This window comes from Luteolibacter rhizosphaerae (assembly GCF_025950095.1).
GTDB lineage: Bacteria > Verrucomicrobiota > Verrucomicrobiia > Verrucomicrobiales > Akkermansiaceae > Haloferula > Haloferula rhizosphaerae.
Window position 1 is genome coordinate 46,354 of sequence record NZ_JAPDDR010000020.1, and the last position, 14,446, is coordinate 60,799.

The following is a 14,446-nucleotide window of genomic DNA, read 5'->3' on the forward strand; positions in this document are numbered from 1 at the left end:
TGCGCCTCCGGAGCATTCCCGCTCTCGTACGATGTGGCCTCGGGCATAGGCACCTCCCCGCCCCGGAGAGACCTCTCAGCTAGGCCACAAGCTTTTCGCAGTGCGCCTCCGGAGCATTCCCGCGCTTTCGTACGATCTGGCCTCGGGCATAGGCACCTCCCCGCCCCGGAGAGACCTCTCAGCTAGGCCACAAGCTTTTCGCAGTGCGCCTCCGGAGCATTCCCGCTTTCGTACGATCTGGCCTCGGGCATAGGCACCTCCCCGCCCCAGAGGGGCATCGGAGCTTAGCCGGTGCGCAAGCGCAGCGCAGCCACCGGTCACGCCCGCCACACCATTGGCGCCCCGGAGGGTCGCCGGAAATGACCGGATTACCTCGGCACTCCCCCGTCAGGCAGCAGCAAGTTCCCATGCCCCTCCGTGGCGAAGAACCGCTAGACCCCCTCACCTCTCCTTCTTCTCCAAGAACTCCTCCACCCCTTTCCTCTCCGTGGAAGACAGCGTGTTCACCCACTGCTGCATCGCCTCCGGATCATACATCGCCCAGTTCTTCGCCAGGTTCTTTTGCGCCCACTGCCGTGTCTCCCCTGCGGGCAGCGATTGCACCCACTGCGAGGCGGCATCCGGATCCTTCTGCGCGAGAAACACCGCATGGCGCGAGGCCGCGTTGTTCGCATCGAAGCTCCGGGACGGACCGAAGGGACTCGGATTTTCCGGCTGCTTGGGCTCCTCCTTCGGCGGCGGATTGTTCACCAGATAAAGGATCGCCTCGCCCTGCAATCCTTGAGCCGAACCACCGCTATCCCCGTGGCTCGAATTTGCCAGCAGCATCGCCAGCGATGATTTATCAGCAGCCGCCATTCCGCGGAACTCGGTGGTGAGTTCCTCGATCTTCTCCTTCGGCCACTGCTGGATGTAATAGGTATAGGTATTGGCGTTGGCCCTGTCGCCAGACATCACCGCCTCCAGCCACTCTTTCGGTTCCTTGATCAGATGGGGTTCCTTCCTCGCCACGGTTTCACCGTTCTCATCCGTCACCTTCACGAACTTCTGAGCGATCGCGCGGTCCTCGTCGGTCTGCAAGGCAGCCATCAGCGCCTCCATCTTCTTCGGATCATTCTGGGCGTTCCGGAAGATGTTCTCGATCACGTTGTCACGATTGCCCTTTTCAAGATCCATGTTGCCGAGCATCGCGAGCGCCTCGGTGGGATTCTTGTTCGCATAATACTGGATCGCGAAATTCCACACGTTCTTGGCATCGGTCCCCGAGAATCCCATACCTTCCAGATCCGCCTCCAGCCACTTGCCGGCATTGTCCGGGTTGATCAGGTTGTAGGGTTCATTCGCGATTTGCTTCTTCCATGAATCCGGAAGCCCGGCGAGGTGGTCCAGGATGCCTGCCTTGATATTGTCATTATCGGAGTACGCATTGCGGAAGGTCTTGTATCCATCCTGCCTCTCCATCAGCTCCTTCAGCGTTCCGGCGAAGTCGGCCTTCAGCTTCTGGCCGGTCAGCGCTCCCTCCGCCCGCTGGCGCAGGCGGGCCGGCATGTCGGCGAAAAGCGACTCCAGCGCCGCAGGGTCCTTCTTGACCAGTTCCTGGAAGAATTGATCGCCCTGATAGTAGTTCGAGTCGTTGAAAGCCCCCCGTTCCAGCATCGCCCTCGCGTGCTGCAAAGCCAGCTTGGCATCCACCTTCAGCACCGATGACAACACGTCCAGCTCGATGCTTGGATTCGGCCGTCCGGCGCAAAAGGCGAGTGCCTTTGCCGGATCATCCTTCGCCAGCTTGGCTAGCATTTCCTGTGCGCGGTAGGAGTTGCTCTTGAGGTGATAGGCGATCAAGCCTTCGGGATCCTCGGCCTCCCAGCGCTGGTAGGCGATCTTGTTGAAGAGCGTGAAATCGTAGCTGTCCCCGGAGTCGAACCAGCGGTTCTCCAGCCATTGTTCCAGATCGGAGAGCGGCATGCTCTGCACCAGATCGATCGTGGCGCGCATCCGCTGCTCGGGAGTGGCTGCCCCGCGGATCGCAGCCATGGTCTCGCGCACCTGCGCGGGGATCCCGCCGTCGCGCAGCTTCCGCTCCCGGTGCTTTGAATCCACGGCGCTACCGGCCTCGACCACTTTCCCCGCGGAAGCCCGCGTCTCCGGTGCGGCGAGATGCCAGCCTGCCAGCGCGGTCGCCAGGAATCCCGCAGCGCAGGCCGAACGAAAAACGAGAGGAGAAGGCGCGCTCATGGGTTTTGCTTGGGAATGTATTGTTGCAGATCCTTGGCGAGTTTCTCGCTCAGCTCGGCACTATCCATCCAGGCCCGGACACCCTCGGGATCGCGGCTCGCCCAGTTCGCCACCACGTTGTGGATCGCGGTGTTGGGCTTGGCCGAACTCTGCGCCCACTCCATCGCGCTCTCGTAATCCTGCTCTTGGATGCTTTTGTTGACGATCGCGTTGATGGCACGATCCCGCACATCGGATTCCGGCTGCTTGTTAACCCAGTTCACCAGCCCGTCGATGTCGTTCTCCGCCCACTGCCCGGTGAGGTTGTAGAAGGTGGAACTCTCCGCATACGAAGCACCCTCCGCCGGCAGGTGGAGGGTCACCGTGCGCTCGGGATCCTTTGCCATCAAGGCGGCCATCAGATTCTGGAGCTCCCTCGATCCCCCCGAGCCCCAAGTGGTCGAGCCCCCGTTGCCGAGTTCGACCCGCATGTTCAGGTTCATCGCCGTGGGGCACTCATCCAGCATCTGCCGGGCAAGCTCGAAAGCCCGGTCCGGATCGCTCGCCAGATAGTGCATCGCCGCCTTGGAGTAGCGTTCGGTGAGGACCAGTGGTGCCTTGATATCCTTCAGTGCGGCGACCGCAGCCTCCGGATCCGATTCGAGTTGTTGGTTGAAGAGCACGGTCTCCATCTGGCGCTTTAGTTCCCCGGAAGGAGTCTGATCGATCATGCGCTTGAAGACTTCCGGATCCTGCTTGCTCACCGTATCCAGCAGCATGCCCATCGGGTCGCGTCCGTCTGCGTAGGAGTAGAGTCTTCCCTGCGGTTTTTTCTCCTGCAGCCACTCCAGCGCGGTCCAGGGGTCGCGCATCGCCAGCACCTTGAAGAGTCCCGGGTGCAGACCCCTGTCATTCTCCAGCAAGAAGTTCAGAATCTTCTCCGGATCGGCGCGATCATCCCACTTCACCAGCCCCTGCAGGGCATTGTTGCGGCTGTTCTCCGGCAACTCTTCGAAATGCTCCAGCAACCAATCCGGATGGAACTCGCCGATGCCCCAGGTCACGTTGTTCACCCGGTCCGGATTGCTCGCCTTGGCGGTGGCCAGCGCGGTCTCCGGATCATGGCAGGCCCATGCCCACCACGCGTAATGCTCGTCCGGCGTGCCCTTCGCGGCGGCGATGGCACCCTGCGGGTTGATCCGGGTCCAGTTGATGAAGATCAGGTCGTTGATGTCGTTCTCCCGATTCTCCTTCTGCCGGTAGTGATCCCAGAAGCCCTTCAGATCCTCCTCGCTCGCATCCACCATCCACAGCGCCACCCGCGAGTAGAGGTCCGGTCCTTCCGCCGTCTTGATCGATTCCAGCGTATCCTTCGATTTCAAGGCGGAGCCCGCCATGTGGCTCATCGGCTTCACCTTTGCCCCCGGGGACGATGAGGCCGCGCCATCTGCCGCAGTCGGCGCGGAGGAAATCGCCCCTCCGGCAGCAGGCGCGGCCGCGGCGGGGGAGCTCATGGATTTCCTGAGCACATGCCCTGTCGCCAAACCGGCAGCGCAGAGCCCGAGGAGCAAGAGAATGGGTTTTCCCTTCACTGGGGTGGGTTGAAGTCATGGAAATACTGACTCCGAGATAAAGGGATGCGTTTTTCCAATTTCCGGTCAATCCGATTTGCAAGCCGCCGGAGAGAGCAACCGACAATACTGACCGGATTAGAGACCGGACCTCAGGAGGATTGGATCCCATTCGCGTCAATTGGCGTCCATTCGCGGTTTTGAGGATCCAGGTAACGGTGGAACCAAGCCCGGGGATTGGAATCCGCCTTCCATTGACTCTCCCGGCATGCCGCGACTACTGTTCCGGACATTCACCGATTCATGAAGCGAAGCACCGCGACGATTCTCCCCACCGGAGCCCTGCGCTGGTCCACGGCCTGCATCCTCGCCGGCCTCGGCCTGAGCGGCTGCGAACGCAACTACGTGGCCACCGCCAAGGACCAGCAGATGGCGGAAACCCAGAAGCGGATCGAAACGCTCGATGCGCAGAAGGCGAAGCTCATGGGCGGCGAGGTGCCGAACAATCTCTACATTGAAGGCGTGGGCTACTACCACTCGCTCGCCCGCGATTTCTTCCCGCATCCCTACGGCTACGAGCATCAGGGCAAATGGTTCGTGAACGGCACTTGGGCGACCCAAGCTCCCGTGGAGAATGAATCCTCGAGCAAGCCCACGCCTGAAGCGCTCAAGAAAGTGCAAGCCGCGCTCGAACGCGAACAGCAGTTGCTCGCCGCGCAGTCGAAGAATGGCAGCGCCACCCACGGCAGCGGCTTCGGCATGGGCAATGCCCTGCTGATGTACTGGCTGCTGGCCGGAAACCGCGGCGGCTTCACCCACGGTCCCGGCTTCCAGCGCGCCTCCGCCCAAGCACCCGCATGGCAGGGCGAGGTGGAACGCCAGCGCGGCAACGTGAATTCCTACGCCTCCGCGAATCCCGGCTACCGCCGCATGGTGGAGCAGAGCCGCGCCACCGGCACGCCGGTACGCTCGGGTCAATCGGTGCGCGGCGGCTTCGGCTCCAGCCGCAGCGGCGGTGGATTCTCTTCCGGCACCTGATGAAAACTCCGGTGCGTTTGGAAGTCCGGCCGCCACGCAGCGGCTGGCAGGAGCGCGTGGAATCCGCCGGCCTGACTTGGCACGGCGCCGGGGGCGAGCCCTACTGGACGGAGGACCGCAATCTGGTCTTCACGCTCGAGGCCGCCGAGGTGCTGGAGGCTGCCGCGAACGAGCTCCACGCGATGTGCCTGCAGGCCTGCGACGAGATCTCGCGCCGCGGCTGGTGGGACCGCCTCGCCATCCCGGAGGCCGCCATCGGCATGGTGCAGGCCTCCTGGCTGGTGGGCGACAAATCGCTCTACGGCCGCTTCGATCTCGCTTGGGACGGCACCGGCACGCCCAAGCTGTTAGAGTATAACGCGGACACCCCCACCTCCCTGCTGGAGGCAGCGGTGATCCAGTGGCAGTGGCTGGAAGACGTGGCCCCGCAGAGCGATCAGCTGAACTCGATCCACGAGGCACTGATCGAGCGCTGGCAGCTTTTTCCCGAGTCCCGCATCCACCTCGCCTGCAAGTGGGACCACCTGGAAGACCGCCAGACCATCGCCTACCTCGCGGAAACCGCGGAGCAGGCCGGCAAGGAAGTGGAGCTGATGGACATCGGCGAGATCGGCTTCTCCGAGAGCGGCCGCTTCACCGACATGAACGAACGCCCGATCGAGCGGCTCTTCAAGCTCTACCCTTGGGAGTGGATGGCGGAGGAGCCCTTCTTCGCGGAGATCGGCCGCGAGCGCGAACGCTTCACCGAACCGGCCTGGAAGATGATGCTCTCGAACAAAGGCATCCTGCCCATCCTCTGGGAGCTGAACCCCGGCCACCCCTTGCTACTACGTTCATCGTACAACATGGAGGGCCTTGGCGGTGCCGACCGCTGGGTCGAGAAGCCCTTCTTCGGCCGCGAAGGCAATGGCGTCACCATCCGCTCCCGCGCCTACCACTCCCCGCCGCCCCTGCCCTCGCAGGACGGCCCCATGGTCTATCAGGAGCACGCCCGCCTCTTCGAGTCCGGCGGCCAGCACGTCGTCTGGGGTCTCTGGATGGTCGGCGACGAGTGCCGCGGCCTCTCCGCCCGCGCCGACAGCAGCCCCGTGACCGGCAATCTCAGCCGCTTCCTCCCCCACCGGATCGAAGTTTGAAAACTACAGACAAAAACAGACAAAAATCCCTTGCGCCGGGCAAACTTCCGGGTAGGTTCGCGGCCCGCGCCGAAAGGCGCACCACACAAAATCGCGGGATGGAGCAGCCAGGTAGCTCGTCAGGCTCATAACCTGAAGGTCGTAGGTTCAAATCCTACTCCCGCCACCACTTTCAAAGCCCTGTGACTCAAAGAGTTGCAGGGCTTTTTATTACGTTAGCACGTGCTCGCGGGTCTGGCTTCATCATGCATCGAAATGCGGGCTTATGCCGGACCTATTGCGCGGTTAGTTGCGCGGAACCAGATCGTTGGAGACCGGGGGAAATTTGGGTCGCCATGAACGGGCCGTATGATTCGAAAATGCGTCGCAAGCTCCTGAAAGCGTGCTAACTGGGGGCAATGGAGGAAGAAAATAGTGAGCCTCGAGATACAAAGTGGAAACAATACCGTCGCTTTCAGGACAGAATTGAGCACTATGTTTTACCAGACGTAGAGGCATTCCAAGAAAAAGATAGTTGGCGCTCCGGCTTCTTAGTCTGGAACGTCCCTACAAAGACATTCTCGGCGTATTCCTTACCTTTCAATTACAAGTTCACCCAACTCGCAAAGGGGAACTATTTAGACCTTGAGGAAAGCCCTCTCGACACTGACGAATCACCAAAATCATTCTTTCTCATGCTACTAGCATCTAGGGGTTTCGGCGTAGAAGGCATACCTACCCATTCACCAAATGTGGCGAGAAGGTGGCGCCAGTATGCCATCGCAAGGGAACTTGTCGAACTTGAGCGGGACCTCGAAGCCCCCCTTAGCGAGGACTATAAGCGAACTAGGCTGTCGATGGCTGATAATGAGACTGAATTCAATCGATACGTAGGCGAAAAGCTTACTGAGATGCTTCGCGGCAGCACCGCTTCAGCCGATTTCCGCTGCGTTGCACAATGGATAGGTCGGATTGAGCATTTAGAAAAAGAAGGAATTCCCGCGGCATACCAAGCTTTCTTTCGATCTGTTGAAGAAGCAGCGGGAAAAGCGCTCGCACGTGGCGATTACCCACCTTTGCCAACGAAGAAGGCGGTTCGAGACATCTTCGTCGGGACCTCGCTAGGTACAGATAAATCGTTCGGCGACATCTGCAAATTGCTGCGGTTCAACTGGCTTCCTTGGGACCGTCCAGGCCCAAGGAGATCATAAGGTGCTTAGACTCCATTTGAGCGGGTCCAATTCGGACGGAGTTCGGTGCATCGTGGAGGCGATGAAAGCAAATCGAACGCTCGTAGGAGCAGAAGCGTGCATCTCAATAGTTTTTCCGGATCAACCCTCCCGTCCGAGTCTGCGCAGCTTCAGGGAATGGCAGGCGCGGGGCTACTTCCCCTTTGTTCGGGTCGGACGCCGTACATTTTTCGATCCCGAAGAAGTTCGCTCGGCTCTTGATCGCCGTTTCCGCATCAACGCCAATCCAGCCCAAGGAGGGGAGCAGCCGTGAGCGCAAACCCAGCGATCGGCGGCAACGAAGGCCCGTCACCTGTAGGCAAGCTGACAGAGGCCCACAGCATCATTCCCAGCCCGGACTCGGTCCAACTGCCTGCAAATGATCCCGAAACAATCAGGAAATTAGCTTGGTTCAGCGAAGAGGCGGACCGGGCCTTGGCCACATCTCAAGATCAGGCACAGAGCGTAGTTGAGTACGCAAGAAAGTGCGGGGAATTTCTGAACAGGGCTAAGGACCATCTACCCCACGGTGAATTCCAGAAATGGCTTCAGCAAAATTTCAAAGGATCAGCTCGCACGGCGCACAACTACAGGCGACTCGCCTCAAACTGGCAGAGCATTGCCGATCTGCCATTTGAATCCGTTGCGAGTGCAATCGCGCTAATTCGCTTCGGAGACTCTCCTCCTGAAGAAGTCAACTTGGAGCAGGCCGGCCATGAGAAGCGAACTCCAGCGGAGGATGACGGGGCAAACGCGGCATCTGGACGGGGAGAAAGCTGTTGGGAGGCGGATTCGGTGGCCCCATTGATTGCGCGAGATGGCGATGCACAGACACTACCGTCATCTGAATCATTGCGGGCATCTGGCAACAAAGCCGCGGCCGTAATTGTGCTTCTGAAGAAGCATCTCAAGGCGGGGCCGACGGAGGCCATACGAGAGGAGCTTCGAGAGGTGCAAGAATTTTGCCGTCAGGAACTTTCGAAGTTGGGTTCGGCCATCGAGTCAGAGCCGGGAGCGCCACCGATTTCGGGATCGCTTTGAACATCAAACCTCCCCCCACCACATGTCGTGGCCGGGCAGGTCGCGCATGCGAGGATGCCAACTGAGAACTCAAAAAACATGATCGAAACCAGACTTCCGCAATGGTTGTTAACTTTGATCGCCGCGGTGCCAAACGCCGGCAGGGGCGTTCACCTGTGGCTCTTCAAGGTCGCCCGCCAGCTGCACGCTCACCTGCACGAAGAAGACATCGTGCGAGTTCTCATGAATGCATGCCAAGGCTGCGGCCGGTATGTGTCACCGCACGAAATTCGCGACGCAGTGGTAAACTCCCGGAGAATCTCGTGGCAGCCTCCCGGGTTGAGAAAGTCCGTAAATCGGGAATTCAAGGCAGCCTGGCCAGATGTCGATCCGAACCTCCGCCGTAACGCGATATTCAGCACTGGGATAGATGGTGTAGCGGACTTGTGGTCCGCATCGCCCACCATCTGCACCCTTGACTCATTAAACGCGGAGTCGGTCATTGACCGAATTTTCCCGAATAATCCCCTCCTATGCATTGGCCAGACGAACGCTGATTTCGCCACAGCTCCGAGAGAGGACTTCCGCGGGAAGCTTTCCCGGATGTCCCTGATCGTCCCGAGTTCCATGTCGGCCCTCACAGGAAAGAGGAAAAAGGACGGGAAAGTTTCTGCCCACACTCTGGAGAATACTGGCCCGAGGCACTACCTGGTGACTGAATTTGATCAAGGTCCCAAGGGTGAGCAGGCAGCTTTAATTTGGCATTTGAAGCAGTTTGCGCCCCTGACCGCTGTCATCTGCTCAGGAGGTAAATCATTGCATGCTTGGTGGAACTGCCACGGTGTGGACGAAGCCAAAGTTCGGATCTTCATGCGCTACGCGGTGATTCTGGGTGCCGATCCGGCCACTTGGACACGATCCCAATTCGTAAGGCTACCCCAAGGCTGGCGTGCTGATAGGAAGGCGTTGCAGGAAGTGGTCTATTTCGATCACACAAAGGTGGAGGGGCTGACGCCATGAGCACTAGCGATTGGATTGCGCCGCCAGGCGTAGGCCTCGATAAGGCTGGTGATGAGGACGCCATCCCTAACTTCCCGATGCATTGCCTCCCTGGAGCCGCGGGCGCAATGGCAGAAGAAATCGCTCGCGTCACAACGTCGCAAAGCAATGTCTTGGCGGGTGCATCGGTGCTGGGGTTCCTTTCCGCAGCGGTGGGTGCCGGCTTCGAGATCGGTACCGGCGCGGAGAGAGTCACGAAACCGAATCTTTTTGTCATGATCATAGCCCAATCGGGCACAGGCAAAGGTGAGGCATTCAAGCTTGCGGGAAAGCCATTCGAGGATGCCGAAGCTAGGGAAATTGAGCGCTTTGAGATGCTGATCCGACCCGGCTTAATTTCCGAGTTAAGCGTAGCGGAGAAGAGAGCAAAAAGGTTATGCACCCGCGCGGCCCAAAATTCGGATCTACATCTCCGGAACTCGGCTATGGAGGAATATAAAAAGGCTGAGGAAGAGCGGGTGGCGTTGCAACGGAAACTTGAATCCGCCCCACGTTATAAAGTGGGAGATGTAACGAAGGAGGCGCTTGCAATGGTGATGCAGGGGCAGCCTGGCGAGGCCGTCGCTAGCCTCTCTAGCGAGGCCCGCGGGATTTTCTCAATCGTGAAAGGGCGGTACGGAAAGGAAGGGGGTGACGAAGATTTCTATTGTTCAGCCTATTCCGGCGACAGCCTTGCGGTTGATCGTGTGGGGCGTCCACGTGTCGTTCTTCGTAAACCATGCCTGTCGGTTCTTTGGATGGTGCAACCCGATGCCGCCCGGCGTGCGTTTGGGGACGAGACATTGACTGAGTCCGGCTTGCTGCCGCGATTTCTGATCGTTGATCCGAAGGTAGAACCGAAAGAGCGCCAGGGTGAAGTGAGTGGCATTTCCAAAGATGTGATGGATGGCTGGAACAGCCTGGTGGGGGACCTTCTAATCTACCGGCGGGGCGGAGAAGAACCGATGAGGGCTACAGCATCCGCGGAGGCAGCTGCAATTCTCCAGGAATATGAGAACGAATGCATCCGCGCACGGCGGCGTGGCGGGGCTTTGCATGACATGGCTCCATACGTCGCTAGATGGTCGGAAAACGCTTGGAAGGTCGCCTTGGTCCTACATGCCGCTCGCCACGGAGGGCTTGCTCATTCTTTTCCTTTAGCGGCTGAAACTGCCCGTGATGCGGTAGAGCTGGTCAAATGGTTCTCGGAGCGCCAGCTTGAAGTGCTGTCCGCCGGCAGGACCGAGATGCTACGGAAGAGGCTTGTGGCACTTTTGGCAGTTTTGACAGAGAACGCTGGTGAAGTTTCGCTTCGGGAGCTGCGACGTTCCCATGCGTTCGACGAGTCGGAGGTTAGACGACTTTATGAGAGATTCGGTCAATCTTTCCAAATCGTTGAGAAGCGAGGAACGGGAGGAAGACCTTCCATGGTGGCTACAACGAAGCGCCCACTCGAAGATGTGTAACTCAGCCCAGTCAGCTCAAAAATGGATCCTTCAGTGTCTCCCTGCCAAAAATGCCAAAACAGCCAAAAGATAAACTGGAGACCATGTGACCGGAGTCGTCGCCGATGCGGTGCAACAGGCATGCCAAGGAGCCAGGCGCCTCTAACCACTCGATGCGATCCGCAAGCGCTATTTCCCAAACCTCCAACCTCGCTTTAAGGCCCTGCGGGAGGCGCAGGACAAGGCGGCGGGAGACCTGCACCGGTCCGCGACTGCGATGTCGCCCTCCGCTTCTTGCTCATTCCGGGCAGCTGCAGGGGAAAGCAGATCCCTGAGAAACAAACCTAGGGATCAATCTGAATCTCCAATCTTGACCCCCGCAACCGGCCTCATAAGATCCTTTCCGATCAGCCATCCGCTGATCCGGGATTGATACCCCGTTTATCGACGCCGAGGTGTCGGCGAAAAACAACACCCCGAGCCAAATGGCCCGGGGGATGGCGGTGGATGTCCAGCCGTGCGGTTCGCCGCGCGGTAAAGACCGCCATTCCGTTTCGATAACGGAGTATCAACCCCCGGTCCACCAGGATCGGGGCCGGGGATTGGATGGCAACCTTCCAACTCTATGAAAATCACGCCCTTCGCGATGTTGGCACTTCTTGCGAGCAGTCCCCTCTCCCATGGCCAAGCTGAAAAGCAGCCAAGCACCCCTACTAAGTCCGCGACCGCCTCGAAGGGACCGCAGCTCCCTAAAACCATCACGGCCGATCAGGTAAAGGAGGTGTGGGTGAAGAAGCTGGTTCCCCCTAAGACTCTGGATCCGAAGTATCATCAAACGATCAAAGAGTTCAAAAAATACTTGGCCGACATCAAGGCCGGCAAGATGGATCTGGAGGCGAAGGAAACAGCTGCCACGTATAATCGAAATCGGGCCATGAAGGATGGCGATACCGCAGCGGCATCAATCTACGAGGCGGAACTGGAGCGCCTCTCAGCGGCTAGGATCGCCACTGCGACGCGTAAGCAAGAAGAAGGTGAAGCGCTCCGGCTAAGAACCCAACTAATGGACATCAGCTCCAAACTCGGGAATCTGGAGAGCGAGATTCGAATCAGTCGGTGATTACTCGATCTCCTCTACCCTCTGAGCCCGACAGAGGCTTGAAAGGAAGCCTCCAAGGCCATTTGCACGGTCAGAGTCGCTAGTGAGCCTCTCAGATGGCAGCAGCGTGCTCGAAACGCGACTCGCGGCAGGCTTCCTCCCGCGCTCGCGCGCACGCGCGAGGGCTGCATCTTCAGATCCGAAGAACTGCTGGCATCACTACGGGCATCGTAAGTGGCTTCCTCTTGGCACCTCGATGGATCCGCCGGAGTTTATGCAAACGGTGGTGGGATACCTTGGCGGGGGGCTTCTCGGGCGCGCAGAGTTTCAGTCCCAAGCGTAGGCAAACCTCAGTGATCTGCAAACGTGGTGCATGGGCTCGCGTGGCAGTCCAAAGACTGCATGCTCCGACCTTTAATGCAGCGTGGGTCCAAAAAATCGGTGCCCCCGAGACCCAATCACGGCACGCTTTTCCCGTTGCGAAACGAAGCAGTATTAGGGCCCACGAAACCAAGTGTTAATTTGGACCTTTGGTGATTGATTCTTCGATTCATCCTCCGATCCTAACGCGGTGGATACTCCGGTTTGCATCTTAGTCCGTGTCTCAACTAACGAACAGGACAACGCCCGCCAAGTGTCCGAACTCGAGGCCGTCGCCACGCGAGCCAATTGGAAAGTCGTGGAAGTAATCCGTGAAAATGGGGTGGGCGGGAGCAGCCGCATTCGGCCGGGCCTCGCTCGGGCTTTGCACCTAGCGGAAACAAAAGCTGTCCGCAAAGTGATGGTGCACGAAGTCTCGCGATTATCGAGACACCCCGCAATTCTTCATGATGCTGTCGAACGCATGAACGAGGTGGGCGTCTCCCTCTATTGGCATGCCCAAGCATGCGAAACCCTCTTACCAAACGGCAGCCGAAACCCTGCTACCGGCATGATGCTGGCAATTCTCGGTGAGATGGCTCGCTACGAGAAAGAGAACCTCGTAGCCCGAATTCGCTCGGGTCTTGCCGAAGCTCGGCGCAAAGGCCGAAAGCTGGGGCGCCCTGCGGGCTCGACTCTCACGCGTGCTGATCTGCTGGCAAAGCACGAAGACATCGTTCGGTCGCTCCGGGCTGGGAAGGCCCTTCGCGACATTGCCGCTCGGACGAAGAAAGGCTTAAGCACCGTGAAGCGTGTAAAGGTAGCCTTAACCGATCGTACTCCTTCTAAGGTTCAAGGGTGTCTGGGAGGATCATGATTCAGGCGTGCTCGAATTCATTGTACTCCCTGAGCCGCTCCCCTTTCCTCGTAGTGCTCAGGCTTCATCGCAAGTGCGCCCCTGCTGTCTTCGTCGATGGGCGGCAGCACTGTCACCGAAATGTGGAGTCTCCGCCCGTCCGATAGTCCTTCGAGGAGCGAGACGTCCTCCATGCCGGCGGCGAGCAAAAGGGACTGAGAGGCAGCGACGATCAGACTGCGACATTCTTCCGGAATAGCCATAGCATGAGGTGGAGCGGCGCGGGAGAATGCCTGTGCAGGTACAAACCGAATCGGGCGCAGTGACAAGTGTCCTTGCCTAGCTTGCGTAGATCACCGCAGGGCCCTTTCGACGAAGTCCGGCGGAAACTGGGGATCGTTCCGTATCAAGCTTTCCCGCCTCGGGTCGGCTTCAATCGCAGCTTTTGCAAGGGATCTCGCCTGGCGCTGATTACCCGCTAGGTTATAGATCGCCGCCAACTGGTGCAGAATCACTCCTGCCGCCGCTTTAACTTCCCTGCTGGCACAGCAGAGCATGAGCGCGAGGGTTTCCGCCATCCGATAGTGGCGGGCTTGGAAGGCGCAGAACATTCTCACGCGCAGAGCTCGCGGATGACTCACATTGTTGCAAGGCAATGCCGTGAGAGACTCCCAAGCCTCTGCATGCATTCCGAGTTCGAGGTAACCCTCCGCTTCGGCGAAAACGTCCACACATGACCTATGGGGTCTCGTCTTCGCGGGCACAATCATTGAAAGGGCGCGCTTTCGCGGTGTTCCCATATGATGCTCGTCGTTGCGAGTGCCCTTTCATCCAAGCACTTCCGCCAGATAGTCCGCCACGATCCGCGCGATCTCCGCCGGCGTTGCATCATCAAGCATCTTGTAATCCAACTCGCCCTGCGCGCCCGCTCCCTCCCGGCTACAGACCAAGTGGGCGGCCAAGCCCGTGATCACCGAGAACACCAGGCGCGGGGCCTCCGGCTTCTCCAGCAGCTTGAGCGAGATCTGCCACTCGCCTCGCGGGTTGGCATCCGTGTTCACCGTCGCCTTCACGCCCGCAGCCTCCAGTCCTCGCCATGCTTCCAGTAGGGTTCGGTGCACCACGCCGTGCAGCACCTCGTGCTTGGAGGGTATGGCCTCGCCCAGACTTTCCCTCTGCGCCGCCTTCCCAGCCTCTCGCTCGCTGGCACGGAGCTGGGCGGAGGCAATGACCTCACTGAATCCGTTGTTGTTCATCGTTTTCGCTCGGAAAGATTGCTCCGCCCTTTTGTTCCGTCCTCTTATGCGGCCACCGGGTGAAGAGACTCCGGCCCGGTCCCGGGATCAAACCGCTCCGGCAGGATTTCAAGGCTGCGGATCTTCCAGTAGTAGAAGTTTGCCCAGCCCCTAAGGCCATCTGCTGGCCCTTCCCTCACGCAGGCTTTCACGATCAGGGATCCTC

The 14,446-nt window shown here is 59.3% G+C and carries 12 protein-coding genes and 1 tRNA gene; 9 read left to right on the forward strand and 4 right to left on the reverse strand.

From position 1 onward, the window contains the following. Window positions 1–441: 441 nt before the first annotated feature. Both OJ996_RS25125 and OJ996_RS25130 read right to left on the reverse strand, forming a co-directional pair. Entirely contained in the window at window positions 442–2,235 is a 1,794-nt protein-coding gene (locus tag OJ996_RS25125) for a hypothetical protein (protein WP_264516516.1), read from the reverse strand. Beyond that, window positions 2,232–3,728: a hypothetical protein gene (locus tag OJ996_RS25130; protein ID WP_264516517.1), complete on the reverse strand. Its 1,497-nt coding sequence runs from the start codon at window positions 3,726–3,728 to the stop codon at window positions 2,232–2,234. The genes OJ996_RS25125 and OJ996_RS25130 overlap by 4 nt, the downstream gene beginning before the upstream one ends. A gap of 360 nt (window positions 3,729–4,088) precedes the next feature. Between OJ996_RS25130 and OJ996_RS25135 the strand changes: the two genes are divergently transcribed. The 5 genes from OJ996_RS25135 to OJ996_RS25155 all read left to right on the forward strand — a co-directional run bounded on the left by OJ996_RS25135 (window position 4,089) and on the right by OJ996_RS25155 (window position 8,208). Next, entirely contained in the window at window positions 4,089–4,823 is a 735-nt protein-coding gene (locus tag OJ996_RS25135) for a hypothetical protein (protein WP_264516518.1), read from the forward strand. After that, window positions 4,823–5,959 carry a glutathionylspermidine synthase family protein gene (locus OJ996_RS25140; protein WP_264516519.1) on the forward strand — a complete coding sequence of 379 codons (1,137 nt, stop codon included), beginning with the start codon at window positions 4,823–4,825 and terminating at the stop codon, window positions 5,957–5,959. The genes OJ996_RS25135 and OJ996_RS25140 overlap by 1 nt, the downstream gene beginning before the upstream one ends. 92 nt (window positions 5,960–6,051) lie before the next feature. Then, window positions 6,052–6,128: transfer RNA gene (locus tag OJ996_RS25145), tRNA-Met, on the forward strand. Between the two features lie 229 nt (window positions 6,129–6,357). Further along, on the forward strand, window positions 6,358–7,149 hold the full coding sequence (locus OJ996_RS25150) for a hypothetical protein (RefSeq protein WP_264516520.1): 792 nt from the start codon (window positions 6,358–6,360) through the stop codon (window positions 7,147–7,149). Window positions 7,150–7,437: 288 nt separating this feature from the next. Continuing rightward, complete coding sequence (locus tag OJ996_RS25155) at window positions 7,438–8,208, forward strand: DUF3102 domain-containing protein (protein ID WP_264516521.1); 771 nt, start codon at window positions 7,438–7,440, stop codon at window positions 8,206–8,208. Between the two features lie 108 nt (window positions 8,209–8,316). On the opposite strand, the gene OJ996_RS25160 is transcribed toward OJ996_RS25155, so the two are convergent. Then, complete coding sequence (locus tag OJ996_RS25160; protein ID WP_264516522.1) at window positions 8,317–8,445, reverse strand: hypothetical protein; 129 nt, start codon at window positions 8,443–8,445, stop codon at window positions 8,317–8,319. Window positions 8,446–8,790: 345 nt separating this feature from the next. Here OJ996_RS25160 and OJ996_RS25165 point away from each other — a divergent pair, with 345 nt between their 5' ends. The 4 genes from OJ996_RS25165 to OJ996_RS26620 all read left to right on the forward strand — a co-directional run bounded on the left by OJ996_RS25165 (window position 8,791) and on the right by OJ996_RS26620 (window position 13,006). Beyond that, window positions 8,791–9,207 carry a hypothetical protein gene (locus OJ996_RS25165; RefSeq protein WP_264516523.1) on the forward strand — a complete coding sequence of 139 codons (417 nt, stop codon included), beginning with the start codon at window positions 8,791–8,793 and terminating at the stop codon, window positions 9,205–9,207. Then, complete coding sequence (locus OJ996_RS25170; RefSeq protein ID WP_264516524.1) at window positions 9,204–10,691, forward strand: DUF3987 domain-containing protein; 1,488 nt, start codon at window positions 9,204–9,206, stop codon at window positions 10,689–10,691. The genes OJ996_RS25165 and OJ996_RS25170 overlap by 4 nt, the downstream gene beginning before the upstream one ends. A gap of 604 nt (window positions 10,692–11,295) precedes the next feature. Continuing rightward, window positions 11,296–11,790 carry a hypothetical protein gene (locus tag OJ996_RS25175; protein WP_264516525.1) on the forward strand — a complete coding sequence of 165 codons (495 nt, stop codon included), beginning with the start codon at window positions 11,296–11,298 and terminating at the stop codon, window positions 11,788–11,790. A 550-nt stretch (window positions 11,791–12,340) separates the two neighbouring features. Then, window positions 12,341–13,006, forward strand: coding sequence for a recombinase family protein (locus OJ996_RS26620; RefSeq protein WP_425605577.1), 666 nt, complete (start codon window positions 12,341–12,343; stop codon window positions 13,004–13,006). 806 nt (window positions 13,007–13,812) lie between these two features. On the opposite strand, the gene OJ996_RS25180 is transcribed toward OJ996_RS26620, so the two are convergent. Further along, window positions 13,813–14,241, reverse strand: coding sequence for a hypothetical protein (locus tag OJ996_RS25180; protein ID WP_264516526.1), 429 nt, complete (start codon window positions 14,239–14,241; stop codon window positions 13,813–13,815). Window positions 14,242–14,446 lie beyond the last annotated feature (205 nt).

Coding starts and splice junctions, on each gene's coding strand:
- OJ996_RS25150 (WP_264516520.1), top strand. CDS start 6,358: ATGGAGGAAGAAAATAGTGAGCCTCGAGATACAAAGTGGAAACAATAC.
- OJ996_RS25125 (WP_264516516.1), bottom strand. CDS start 2,235: ATGAGCGCGCCTTCTCCTCTCGTTTTTCGTTCGGCCTGCGCTGCGGGA.
- OJ996_RS25170 (WP_264516524.1), top strand. CDS start 9,204: ATGAGCACTAGCGATTGGATTGCGCCGCCAGGCGTAGGCCTCGATAAG.
- OJ996_RS25130 (WP_264516517.1), bottom strand. CDS start 3,728: ATGAGCTCCCCCGCCGCGGCCGCGCCTGCTGCCGGAGGGGCGATTTCC.
- OJ996_RS25175 (WP_264516525.1), top strand. CDS start 11,296: ATGAAAATCACGCCCTTCGCGATGTTGGCACTTCTTGCGAGCAGTCCC.
- OJ996_RS25180 (WP_264516526.1), bottom strand. CDS start 14,241: ATGAACAACAACGGATTCAGTGAGGTCATTGCCTCCGCCCAGCTCCGT.
- OJ996_RS25135 (WP_264516518.1), top strand. CDS start 4,089: ATGAAGCGAAGCACCGCGACGATTCTCCCCACCGGAGCCCTGCGCTGG.
- OJ996_RS25165 (WP_264516523.1), top strand. CDS start 8,791: ATGTCCCTGATCGTCCCGAGTTCCATGTCGGCCCTCACAGGAAAGAGG.
- OJ996_RS25140 (WP_264516519.1), top strand. CDS start 4,823: ATGAAAACTCCGGTGCGTTTGGAAGTCCGGCCGCCACGCAGCGGCTGG.